Consider the following 12,383-nt stretch of genomic DNA (forward strand, 5'->3'; position numbering starts at 1 on the left):
GGCGCCACTGAAGACAGGGCGCCACGCAAGGCGGGGTTCCGTTCAAGACAGGACCCCGTGCAAGGCGGGTTCCGTTCAAGACGGGACACCATGCAAGGCGGGGTTCCGTTCAAGACGGGACGCCGTGCAAGGCAGGGTTTCGTTCAAGGCTGGGAGTTCGGGTTGGCTGGGAATGTGCAAGCGGGGGCGCTGGCCGGGTTGGCGGCGGTGTTTGTTCCCTCCGATCCACCACGCGACGGGCGCGTCGCCTTCTGGGATCCCTCAGGAGGCGACCTGCCGCTCGGAGTAGGTGAGCAGGCGTCGCTGGAGCTGGCAGTGAAGGACGGCGACGGCTTGGTCACCCGCGCGGTTCGCGTGATCGAGCTACCGATCGACCAGGCGGTGCCTGTCCTCGGCCGTGCCAGAACGCATCCCCAGGCACACCCCGCGGCAGCCTTCTGGGGAGCCGTCGCCCTGATCGGTCTCCAACTGGCCGCCCGCGGTCGTCTGCTCCCCGGCGTCTCCCCCGCAGGCCACGACTCCTGGCGGGTAGGCCCCCTGGACGCAGGCGACGTCGACCGCGTCCTACTACTAGCCGAAGCCATCCCATTCGAAGCAAGATGCCGCCCCCTCCCCTCCACTCACCCGGCAGGCGCCTCGCCTCCCCCGCCGGCCGCCTCTGGCCCACCGGGGGCCCTGGCGACACCCCACCCCTCCACTCACCCGGCTGGCGCCTTTGCTGCGGGTTCGCCGGAGGGGCAGGTGGAGTTGCGGGTGCCGGTTGGGGAGGAGCTGGTGCGCCAGTTCCTTGATGCGGTGGCGGATGGGATGCCTCGGTCGCCTGGTGCGGTGAAGGCTCATGGGACTGCTCTGTTCGCGGCGAAGGCGCCTCAGCAGGCTTCGCGTCTGCGGTCGTGGGCCGACGAAGTCTCCGCCGGTCTCGACACCGGCGTCCGGATCTCGCTCCGGATCGACTTGCCTGAATCTCTCGGGTTCCGCGCCGTGGTGCAGTTGCACAGCCTGAAGGACCCCACACTCGTGCGCGACGCCTCCGACGTCTGGTCCGAGGACGTGAGCGGCTTCGGCCCGCGCGCTCGCATCGACGCCACGCTCGCGATCCGCCGCGCGGCACGCGTTTGGTTGCCCTTGGCCCGCTTGCTCGACTCCGCAGTACCGGATCGGCTGGAGCTGACAGACGAAGAGGTCGCCGGCCTGCTGGCCGGTGGGGCGCAGCGGTTGTCCGCCGCCGGCGTCGAGCTGCACTGGCCGCGGAGTCTCGGCCGCGAGCTGACTGCCCGCGCGGCGATCACCTCCGCCGACGGCCCACCATCGGACATGCCGAGCTTCTTCGGCGGCGACAACACCCTCGACTTCAGCTGGCAGGTTGCCCTCGGCAACGACCCGCTGACCGAGGCCGAGCTGGACCAGCTCGCCGAGGCGACCCGCCCGGTCGTCCGGCTCCGCGACCAATGGATGCTCGTCGACCCCGAACTGGCTCGCAAGGCCCGCGAACGCATCCTCAAACCGGTCACCGCGATCGACGCCCTGAGCGCCGCCCTCACCGGCACCACTGAGGTCGACGGTCGGCAGATCGCCGTCACCCCGACCCGCTGGCTCGACGAGTTGCGCGCGAAGATCGCCGATCCCGAGCACTCACAAGAGCCGATCGAGCCACCGGCGCAGCTCCAAGCGACCCTCCGCGACTACCAGCTGCGCGGACTCCGCTGGCTCGTCCGGATGACCTCGCTCGGCCTCGGCGGCTGTCTCGCCGACGACATGGGTCTCGGCAAGACCATCACTCTCATCTCACTGCACCTGCACCGCCAGCTCGCCGACGACACCGCCGGCCCGACGCTCGTGGTCTGCCCCGCCTCGCTGCTCGGCAACTGGGAGCGCGAAGTCCAGCGATTCGCACCAGGCACCCCGGTACTGCGCTTCCATGGTTCCGGCCGCTCGCTCGAAGGCGCCGAGAGCGGGTTCGTGCTCACGACGTACGGGACTCTGCGTCGCGACGCCGCCAAACTGGCAGGGCACCGCTGGGCGCTGCTCGTCGCCGACGAGGCCCAGCACGTCAAGAACCCAACCTCCGGTACGGCGAAGGCGCTGCGCACAGTGCCCGCTCTTGCCCGCGTCGCCCTCACCGGTACTCCGGTGGAGAACAACCTCTCCGAGCTCTGGGCGATTCTCGACTGGACGACGCCCGGGCTGCTCGGCCGGTTGAGCACCTTCCGCAACCAATGGGCGACGCCGATCGAGGCGGACAAGGACGAGGAGGTCGCCGAGCGGCTCGCGAAGCTGGTCAAACCGTTCCTGCTCCGCCGCCGCAAGTCCGACCCTGGAATCGCACCCGAGCTCCCACCGAAGACGGAGACCGACCAGGCCGTCTCGCTGACCCGCGAGCAGGTCGTGCTCTACGAGGCGACCGTGCGGGAGCTGCTCGGCGCGGTGGCCGCGAGCGATCAGATGGCCCGACGCGGGTTGATCGTGAAGCTGCTGACCGGGCTGAAGCAGATCTGCAACCACCCAGTGCAGTACCTGAAGGAGGCAGACGACGCCCGCCTCGCGGGCCGCTCCGGCAAGCTCGAACTGCTCGACGAACTACTCGCGACGATCATCGCCGAGGACGGCGCGGTGCTCGTCTTCACCCAGTACGTCGCGATGGCCCGCCTACTGGAGCGCCATCTCGCCGACCGCGGCATCGCCAGCCAACTCCTCCACGGCGGTACGCCGGTACGCAAACGCGAGGAACTGGTCGAGCGATTCCAGGCAGGCGAGGTGCCCGTGTTCCTGCTGTCGCTCAAGGCAGCCGGCACCGGGCTCAACCTCACCCGGGCCGATCACGTCGTGCACTACGACCGCTGGTGGAACCCCGCCGTCGAGGACCAGGCGACCGACCGGGCGTACCGGATCGGTCAGACGAGGCCGGTGCAGGTGCACCGATTGATTGCCGAGGGAACCATCGAGGCCCGGATCGCCGCGATGCTGCAGAGCAAGCGCGCGCTCGCGGACGCAGTACTGACAGCTGGAGAGGCCGCCCTGACTGAATTGACCGACACCGAACTGGCCGACCTGGTGGAACTGCGAGGTGCCCGATGAGCGGCGAACAGGCTCGTGGATTCCCGGCCTTCCCGGCGCAGGGTGGACGCCGCAGTACGAGCGGGAAGTCGTGGTGGGCACGCGCCTGGGTGCAGGCGTTGGAGGACACCTCGCTCGACAACGACCAGCTGCGCAAAGGCCGCCGTACTGCGAACTCCAGGCAGGTCGGCACGATCACCATCAGCCCTGGGCGGCTCGCCGCCACCGTGTATGCGCCCGACGACGTCTACGAAGCGGCCGTGCAGATCGACCGGCTCGACGATGACGAGTGGGGTCGCTTCCTCGACCAGGTAGCTGCCCGCGCGGGTCACATCGCGGCCTTGCTCGACGGCGAGATGCCCCACGACCTGGTCGAGGCTGCCGCCGATGCGGGCGTCCCGCTGCTGCCAGGAATCGGCGACCTCGACCCGTCCTGTACGTGCGACGGCTGGGAACTGCCCTGCCAGCACGCCGCCGGTCTCACCTACCAAGTCGGCTGGCTCCTCGACGAAGACCCCTTCGTTCTGCTGCTGCTCCGCGGGCGCTCGCGGGAAACCCTCCTGGAGGATCTGCAGCGCCGATCGTCAACCACCGAGGACGTAGCCGAAGTACTGGAAGGCGTTCCGGCATCCGCCGCGACTGGAGCTGCCGGCGATCTCCCGGAGCTGCCCACTCTCCCACCCAAGATCGCCATCGACGACCTGGTCGTCAGCGGCACGCAACCTCTACCGGAGCTAGAGCCGACGACTCTGCCGTTGCTGGTGCTCGATGCCGCCAGGCGAGCGCGCGCACAGCTCAACGCGTTGCTATCGGGCGACGCGGACCCATGGGTGCTCGACGAATGGCAGGACAGCGTCCGGCTAGCTGCCGACTACCCCGTACTGCGCGACCGGGTGGCCGCGGCTTGGGACCGACCCGCCGCACTCGCCCTCGGAGTGCAGGCTTGGTCGTACGGCGGTGCGCCGGGCCTCGACGTGCTGGAAAGCCAGTGGACTCCCGATCCAGGAGAGCTTGCTCGCGCCCGCACCGAGTTGCTCGCAGCGGCTGACGGCGACCTCGATCTCTCGGTCGACAACAACCGCATCACCACCACCGGAAGCGTCCGCTGCCAAACCCGCCTCGACCGCACCGGCCGCTGGCACCCGTACCGCCTGGTCGACGACGAGTGGCACCCAGCAGGCCCACCCGACCGCGACCCCACAGCCGCCCTCGCAACACCGGACAACTGGTAAATCAGCTGCGGCCGGTGGGCTCGCCTGGCTAGAGTGCCCAGCAGATCAGGGAAGGGAGATGAGTTGATGACCGCGATCGCGGCTGCTGCCGTGGGCAGCGCCCTGCACCGATTCGGTCACTCCCATCTCTGAAAGGTACTTCCCGTTGTCTTCTTCCTGGATCACTCGTGCGGAGACCGCTGCCGACGTGGCGGCCATCCGCGAGGTCAATCTGCAGGCGTTCGGCAAGACGTACGAACCGAATCTCGTCGAGGCATTGCGCGCCGATCCGAGTGCCTGGCTGCCTGGGCTCTCGATCGTGGCCACCACCGGTGACGGCGAGGTGGTCGGTCACGTGCTCCTCAGCCGATGCCACATCGGCGAGACTCCGGTCTTGTCGCTCGGGCCGGTCGCTGTCTTGCCGGCGTACCAAGGACGGGGTGTCGGCAGCGCCGTCATCCGGGCCGGGTTGGCGGAGGCCCGTACGCAGGGTGAGCAGCTGGTCATCCTGCTGGGGCATCTCGACTACTACCCGCGCTTCGGATTCCGGCCGGCGGCGGACTTCGGCATCGACGGACCGATCAGCGGTCCGCACCTGATGGTCCTCCCGCTCGACGACCAGCCCGTGCCGGCGGGCACCATCAGTTATCCGGTCACCTGGGATCTGTGACTGGCGGTAAAAGGTTTCAGCAAACTCGCCGAATCACTTGCGCGAGGGCCTTGTATACATGAAACAGTCGACGGGACCACTCCTACCAGGAGGACGAAATGCCCCGTCGAACTCCGCCGTTGCTAAACCGCTCCAGCTGGCTGCCCCGCCGCCTCGATGACGCGCTGCGAACGCCACTCCGCCACGCCTCACGCTCAGTACGCAGTACCGGAGCCGTGGTCGGGGTGGTGGCGCTCGCGATCATCGGCGCGGCCTGTTCGCCGGTCGAGCCGGCCGGCGAACAGTCGGGTGAGCAGCCCTCCTCGGGGCAGGATGTCTTCGGCGACGCCGCCGATCCGGCGGCGGTGAAGAACGGCGGCACCCTGACCGTCGCGCTGTCGGCCGACCCGGACAAGCTCGACCCGACCCTGTCGCGCAGCCTGTACTCGCGCTACGTGTTCCACACCATGTGCGAGAAGCTCTACGACCTCGGACCGGACGCCAAGATCAAGCCGCAACTGGCGACCGCGCTGCCGGACATCTCCCCCGACGGTCTCAGCCTCACCATCCCGCTGCGCGAAGGGGTGAAGTTCGCCGACGGCGGCACGCTCGACTCGGCCGCGGTGAAGGTGTCCATCAACCGCGGCCTGACGCTGGCCGGTTCCGGTCGCAAGAGCGAACTCGGTCCGATCAGCTCGATCGAGACGCCCGACCCGAAGACCGTCGTGATCAAGCTGTCCAAGCCGTTCGCCCCGCTCACCGCGGCCCTCGCCGACCGGGCCGGCATGATCCTCAGCCCCGCCGCCGTCGAGAAGCTCGGCGCCAACTTCTCCACCGCGCCGGTCTGCGCCGGACCGTTCAAGTTCGCCAACCGGGTCGCGCAGAACTCCATCAAGGTGGTCAAGGATCCCCTGTACTACGACGCCGCGAAGGTGCACCTGGACGCGATCGAGTACCGGATCATCACCGACTCCAGCATCCGTTCGGCCAACCTCCGCTCGGGTGACGCCCAGGTCGCCGACTCGCTGTCCTCCCAGGACGCGCCGACGCTCCAGAAGGACAGCAGCCTGACCGTGCTGCAGTCCCAGTCGCTCGGGTATCAGGGGCTGACGATCAACATCGGCAACGCGAGCGGGATCGGCAACCCGACCAAGCAGCTCGACACCCCGATCGCCAAGGACGCCCGGATCCGGCAGGCGCTGGAGGCGTCGATCGACCGCGAGGCGCTGGTCAAGTCGATCTTCAACGGACTGAACACGGTCGCCTGCTCGCCGATCTCACCGAAGAGCGAGTTCAGCTCGGACGCCGCGCAGGCCTGTCCGGCGCACGATCCGGCGAAGGCGAAGGAGCTGCTCGGCCAGGCGGGTGTCAGTACGCCGTACAAGGTCACGATGATCACCTCGAACAATCCCGATAGCCTGCGGCTGGCTCAGGCGTTGCAGGCGATGGTGAAGGAGGGCGGGTTCGAGCTGATCATCAAGCCGGTCGAGTACGCGTCGCTGCTGGACCAGCAGGACCGTGGGGATTTCGAGCTGCTCCAGCTGGGCTGGTCGGGCCGGGTCGACCCGGACGCGAACATCTTCAACTTCGTCGGCTCCGAGGGCAGCCAGAACGTTGCCGGGTACAACAGTCCGGAGGTCGACAAGCTGCTGACCGACGCGCGGCAGTCGAAGGACAAGGCGCAGCGCGTGCAGCTCTACGGCCAGGTGGTGGCCAAGCTGCAGCAGGACGACCCGCTGATCTACCTGTACCGGCAGCGCAACCTGACCGGCGTGACGAAGAAGGTGCTCGGCGTCCAGACCTACCCGGACGGAGTCATCCGGACCGCGTTCGCGGGCTACGCGAAGTGAGTAGCCAAGGACTGCCGGCATGAAGCGCTATCTGCTCGGCCGGCTCTGGCAGTCGCTCGTCACCTTGCTGTTGGCAACGATCGTCGTGTTCCTCGGCGTCCGCGCGCTGCCCGGCGATCCGGCGCTCGCGCTCGCCGGGGAGGACCGCGATCCGGAGTCCTTGCGCGCGATCCGCGAGCAGTACGGGCTCGACGACTCGCTGCTCGTGCAGTTCTGGCAGTTCGTCAGCCACGCCGCCCGGGGTGATCTGGGCAGCTCGATCCGGACCGGAGAGAGCGTTGTCTCCATGCTCTCGAGCGCGCTCCCGGTCACGATCGAGCTGTCCGCGCTGGCGATCCTCGTCGCCGCCGTCCTCGGTGTCGGCGCCGGCGTGATCGCCGCCGTACGGCGAGGGCGCCCGGCCGAGTGGGCCGCCAATGCCCTTGCCCTGTTGGGGTTGTCGGTGCCCAACTTCTGGCTCGGCCTGATGGCGATCCTCTATCTCTCGGTCGCCCTCGGCCTGTTCCCGGCCTCAGGGTTCGTGCCGTTCTTCAGCGACCCGATCGGCAATCTCCACCACTTGGTGCTCCCGGCACTCATCCTCGGTACCGGCCTGGCCGCGGTGATCATGCGCCAGACCCGCTCCTCGATGCTGGACGCGCTCTCTGCCGACTACATCCGCACCGCCGAGGCGAAAGGCCTGCCGCCGCGCGCGGTGATCGGCCGGCACGCGCTGCGCAACAGCCTGATCGTCGTCATCACGATCGTCGGCCTGCAACTCGGCGCGCTGATCTCCGGTGCCGTCGTGACCGAGCGGATCTTCGCCTTGCCCGGCTTCGGCAAACTTACCGTCGACGCCGTTTTCCAGCGCGACTACCCCGTGATCCAGGCCGTCGTGCTGGTCACCGCGACGGCGTACATCGTGATCAACCTGCTCGTCGACCTGCTGTACTCCGTGATCGATCCGCGCATCCGCGTACGAGGTGAGGCGTGATGGCTGTCGCCGATCTCAGCACCATCCCGTCTGCCCCGGTGACGTCCCGCGGCCGCAAGGTGGTCCGCCGGATGCTCCGCAATCCGCTGGCGATCGCGGGAATCGTCGTCCTCGCCATCGCCACCGCGGCGGCCGTCTTCGCGCCGTGGTTGTCGCCACACGAACCGACCCTGACCCACCTGGATCGGGCCTTCGCACCGCCCGGTACTGCGGGCCATGTGCTCGGCAGCGATGACCTTGGCCGGGACGTGCTGTCCCGGATAATGTTCGGCTTGCGCGCATCCCTCCACGTCGGGCTGCTCGCGGTCGCGACGTCGCTCGTGGTCGGCGTACCGCTCGGGCTGATGGCGGGCTACTTCCGCGCCATCGACGCGCTGATCTCGCGCTTCACCGATCTCGTGCTCGCGTTCCCGTTCCTGATCCTTGCGGTCGGCCTGGCCGCCATCCGCGGCGCGAGCCTGGGCAACGCGGCGATCGCGATCGGCATCGCGCAGATCCCCGGCGTGATCCGGATCGTCCGGTCGGAGACGCTGCGGCTGAAGTCACTCGACTTCGTCGCCGCCGCGATCGTCGACGGCGCGGGCGACGCCTGGGTGCTCGGCCGGCATATCCTGCCGAACGCCGCCTCGGTCATCATCGTGCAGGCCACGGTGGCGATCCCCGCGGCGATCCTGGGTGAGGCCGTGCTGTCGTTCCTCGGTCTCGGCATCCAGCCGCCGGCACCGAGCCTGGGCACGATGTTGTCGGATGCGCAGCAGTTCGCATCGCGCGCACCATGGGCCGCAGTGATGCCCGGTGTCGCGATCATGCTGCTGACGCTGGCGTTCAACATCGTCGGCGACAGCCTCCGCGACGCACTCGACCCGAAGGCGAGCCGCCGATGACTGGCTCAGTACTCGAAGTCAAAGACCTGTCCGTCACCTTCCGGACCGAGGACGGCCCACTGTCGGCCGTCGATCGGGTCAGCCTGCAGGTCACCGATGGCGAAGTACTGGCCATCGTCGGCGAGTCCGGCTGCGGCAAGAGCGTGACCGCGATGAGCCTGGCCGGTCTGCTCCCCCGCACCGCGACCGTCGAAGGCTCGGTGATGCTGGACGGCGTCGAACTGATCGGCGCGGACAAGCGGACGCTCCGCTCGATCCGCGGCCGCGAGGTGGCCTACATCTTCCAGGAGCCGATGACCTCGCTGAACCCCGTCTTCACCGTCGGCTACCAGATCAGCGAAGTACTGCGCGTCCACAACGGCCTGTCCCGGCAAGCTGCCCGCAAGCGCGCCGTCGAACTGCTCAAGCTGGTCGGCATCCCGTCGGCAGAGCGCCGGGTCGGCGACTACCCGCATCAACTCTCCGGCGGGATGCGACAGCGCGTGATGATCGCGATGGCCGTGGCCTGCGACCCCAAGGTGCTCATCGCCGACGAGCCGACCACTGCGCTCGACGTGACGATCCAGGCCGGCATCCTCGACGTACTGCGAGCGCTGCGCGAGCGGCTCGGCACCAGCGTCGTACTGATCACCCACGACCTCGGTGTGGTCGCCGACCTCGCGGACCGAGTAGCAGTCATGTACGCCGGACGCGTGGTCGAGACAGCCGAAGTCCACGAGCTGTTCGCCAGGCCTCAACACCCCTACACAGCAGGACTCCTGGGTGCCTCGCCATCAGCAGGCCGTCATGCCGGGACTCACCGGCTCAACGAGATCCCCGGTCTCGTGCCGGTCCTGGCCCAGCAGCCAGACGCCTGCACCTTCGCCGACCGCTGCCCTCGAGCAATCGACATCTGTACGACGAAACAGCCCGTCCTCGCCGCCGGTGTCGCGTGCTGGAACCCGGAGGGCCGATGACCGAGTACGCGCTGGAGCTCGAGAACCTCGTCATGCACTTCGGACCCGTCCGTGCCGTCGACGGTGTCTCGTTACGCATCCCCAAGGGCTCAGTTGTCGCATTGGTCGGCGAGAGCGGCTCGGGCAAGTCCACAGTCGGTCGCTGCATCGTGCGGTTGCTGGAGCCGACCGAGGGCACGGTCCGGCTCGCCGATGCCGACATCACGCATCTCAACCGCCGGAAGCTCAGGCCGCATCGGCGTGACGTGTCGATCGTCTTCCAGGACCCCGCTGGCTCACTGGACCCGCGCCTGTCGGTCGGCGACATCGTCGGCGAACCACTGCGGCTGATGCGACGTCGTGGAGCCCTACCGGCCGAGCAGCGGAACATCCCTTCCGCAGTGGCTGATGCGCTTCGTCGGGTCGGGTTGCGCCCAGAGGTAGCCCAACGGTCTCCGCATGAGCTGTCTGGTGGCCAGCGGCAACGAGTCAGCATCGCCCGGGCGCTGATCTCATCGCCCCGGCTGCTGGTCGCCGACGAGCCGACCAGCGCGCTCGACGTGTCCGTCCAGGCGTCAGTACTGAACCTACTGGCCGACCTGCAGCGGGATCTCGGGTTCGCCTGCCTGTTCATCACCCACGACCTGTCGGCAGTCGAGTACCTGGCCGATGAGGTAGCGGTGATGTATCTCGGCCAACTCGTCGAGCAGGGGCCGCGGGAGCGCATCTTCGGAGTACCGGCTCATCCCTACACGCAGGCGTTACTGTCGGCGGCGCCGGTGCCGGATCCGTCCACGCAGCGGGCGCGGCGGCCGGTACTGCTTGGGGATGACCTACCGTCGGCCATAGACCCGCCGCCCGGGTGCAGGTTCCACACCCGATGCCCGGTGGCCATCGACAAGTGCCGGACCGTCGTACCGGAGTCCAGGGTGATCGGCGAGGGTGGACACCAGGTCGCCTGCCACCTGGTCAACGACGACGGCACTGGACCCGACGTACGCGATCAGGCAGACACCACAGGAGGAGTTGCTCGATGACCTTCACCACCCGGCCCACTCTGCGCGGCACGTTCGGGATGGTCTCGTCCACGCACTGGCTCGCCTCCCAGTCGGCGATGCGCATCCTCGAACTCGGCGGCAACGCGTTCGACGCGGGCGCCTGCGCGGGTTTCGTGCTGCATGTGGTGGAGCCGCATCTGAACGGGCCGGGTGGCGAGGTGCCGGCGATCATCGCGACGGCTGCCGATCCAACGCCACGAGTGCTGTGCGGGCAAGGGGTTGCGCCCGCCGGTGCGACCATCGAGCACTTCCGGGCGCTGGGGCTGGAGTTGATCCCGGGTTCCGGCCCGCTGGCGGCCGCAGTACCGGGGGCAGTTGATGCGTGGTTGCTGCTGCTCCGCGATCACGGCAGCCTGCCTCTGCGCGCAGTACTGGAACCGGCGATCGGCTATGCGCGCAACGGTCATCCGCTCGTCGCGCGAGTCGGCGAAACGGTTGCGACCGTGCAGGACCTGTTCAGCGACCACTGGCCGACCTCTGCCTCCGTCTGGCTCGCGGATGGACGACCGCCGCGCGCCAACTCGCTCTTCAAGAATTCCGCGTACGCCGACACGCTCGAGCGGCTGCTCACCACGGCCGAGGGAGCCGGGTCGGATCGCGTGGCGCAGGTGGAGCGGGCCCGACTGACCTGGCGTGAGGGCTTCATCGCTGAGGCGATCGGCGACTTCTCCCGGCGGCCGCATCGGGATTCGAGCGGTGAGGATCACGCCGGCCTGATCACCGCTGACGATGTCGCGGGGTTCGAGGCCAGTTGGGAGGAGCCGGCCACGCTCGACTGGCACGGTCACACCGTCGCCAAGACCGGCGCTTGGGGGCAAGGGCCGGCGTTGCTGCAGTCGCTTGCGGTACTGGCCGAGCTCGGCGATCCGGCGGATCTGGATCTGGCGAGTGCTGACGCGGTGCACACCACTGTCGAAGTACAGAAGCTCTCGTATGCCGACCGCGAGGCCTACTACGGCGATGGCGCGGATACGCCGCTCAAGACGCTGCTCTCCCCCGCATACGCCGCGTCGCGCGCTGCCTTGGTCGGCGCGGAGGCGTCGCTTGAGTTGCGGCCGGGCAGTCCAGACGGGCGTACTCCGGTGCTGCCGTCCATTGCTGCTGGCAATGATCTCGTGACGGACGCGACGGTTGGTGAGCCGACCGTCTCCTCCGATGGGGTCACTCGCGGCGACACCTGTCACGTCGACGTGATGGACCAGTGGGGCAACGTCATCTCCGCGACGCCTAGTGGTGGCTGGCTGCAGTCGTCGCCGACGATTCCTTCACTCGGGTTCTGCCTTGGCAGCCGTCTGCAGATGTTCTGGCTGGAGGAAGGGCTGGCGTCTTCGCTCGCTCCGGGTCGGCGACCGAGGACCACGCTCACGCCGACGCTCGTACTGCGCGACGGCGTACCGGTACTGGCGTGCGGTTCGCCCGGTGGTGATCAGCAGGACCAGTGGCAGCTCTTGTTCCTGCTCAGGCACTTGGCGGGCGGACAGGATCTGCAGGAGGCGGTCGATGCGCCGGCATGGCACACCACGGGCTTCCCGTCGTCGTTCTACCCGCGCGCTTCGGAGCCGGGCGGGCTGGTCATCGAGAGTCGGCTGGGTGCTGCGGTGCGCGATGAGTTGGCCCGACGCGGCCACGCCGTGACGGAGTCTGACGCGTGGAGCTTGGGTCGGCTGTGCGCGGTGTCGCGGGAGGCCGACGGGGTACTCGCCGCGGCGGCCAACCCGCGGGGAATGCAGGGCTACGCCGTCGGACGCTAGGGCGGCTTGAGCGCAGCC

Annotated in this window: 9 protein-coding genes; all 9 read left to right on the forward strand. The window is 68.5% G+C overall.

The window, feature by feature from the left end:
* The first annotated feature begins 162 nt into the window (after positions 1–162).
* The 9 genes from A3ES_RS46510 to A3ES_RS0107590 all read left to right on the forward strand — a co-directional run bounded on the left by A3ES_RS46510 (position 163) and on the right by A3ES_RS0107590 (position 12,365).
* Positions 163–3,075, forward strand: a complete 2,913-nt coding sequence (locus A3ES_RS46510; protein WP_051084648.1) for a DEAD/DEAH box helicase — start codon at positions 163–165, stop codon at positions 3,073–3,075.
* Positions 3,072–4,286: an SWIM zinc finger family protein gene (locus A3ES_RS0107555; protein ID WP_020386185.1), complete on the forward strand. Its 1,215-nt coding sequence runs from the start codon at positions 3,072–3,074 to the stop codon at positions 4,284–4,286. Before A3ES_RS46510 ends, A3ES_RS0107555 begins: the two co-directional genes overlap by 4 nt.
* A gap of 145 nt (positions 4,287–4,431) precedes the next feature.
* Entirely contained in the window at positions 4,432–4,935 is a 504-nt protein-coding gene (locus tag A3ES_RS0107560) for a GNAT family N-acetyltransferase (RefSeq protein WP_026162643.1), read from the forward strand.
* Positions 4,936–5,033: 98 nt separating this feature from the next.
* The gene (locus A3ES_RS0107565) at positions 5,034–6,764 is read left to right on the forward strand and encodes an ABC transporter substrate-binding protein (RefSeq protein ID WP_157630378.1); all 1,731 of its coding nucleotides are present in this window, start codon (positions 5,034–5,036) and stop codon (positions 6,762–6,764) included.
* Positions 6,765–6,783: 19 nt separating this feature from the next.
* The gene (locus A3ES_RS0107570) at positions 6,784–7,737 is read left to right on the forward strand and encodes an ABC transporter permease (protein WP_020386189.1); all 954 of its coding nucleotides are present in this window, start codon (positions 6,784–6,786) and stop codon (positions 7,735–7,737) included.
* Positions 7,737–8,621 carry an ABC transporter permease gene (locus tag A3ES_RS0107575; protein WP_020386190.1) on the forward strand — a complete coding sequence of 295 codons (885 nt, stop codon included), beginning with the start codon at positions 7,737–7,739 and terminating at the stop codon, positions 8,619–8,621. The genes A3ES_RS0107570 and A3ES_RS0107575 overlap by 1 nt, the downstream gene beginning before the upstream one ends.
* Positions 8,618–9,577, forward strand: coding sequence for an ABC transporter ATP-binding protein (locus tag A3ES_RS0107580; RefSeq protein ID WP_020386191.1), 960 nt, complete (start codon positions 8,618–8,620; stop codon positions 9,575–9,577). Before A3ES_RS0107575 ends, A3ES_RS0107580 begins: the two co-directional genes overlap by 4 nt.
* Complete coding sequence (locus A3ES_RS46515) at positions 9,574–10,593, forward strand: ABC transporter ATP-binding protein (RefSeq protein WP_020386192.1); 1,020 nt, start codon at positions 9,574–9,576, stop codon at positions 10,591–10,593. Before A3ES_RS0107580 ends, A3ES_RS46515 begins: the two co-directional genes overlap by 4 nt.
* A complete protein-coding gene (locus tag A3ES_RS0107590) occupies positions 10,590–12,365 on the forward strand; it encodes a gamma-glutamyltransferase family protein (protein WP_020386193.1) in 1,776 nt (591 codons plus the stop codon). The genes A3ES_RS46515 and A3ES_RS0107590 overlap by 4 nt, the downstream gene beginning before the upstream one ends.
* The last annotated feature ends 18 nt before the right edge of the window (positions 12,366–12,383 follow it).

This window comes from Kribbella catacumbae DSM 19601 (genome assembly GCF_000372465.1).
GTDB classification, from domain to species: Bacteria; Actinomycetota; Actinomycetes; order Propionibacteriales; family Kribbellaceae; genus Kribbella; species Kribbella catacumbae.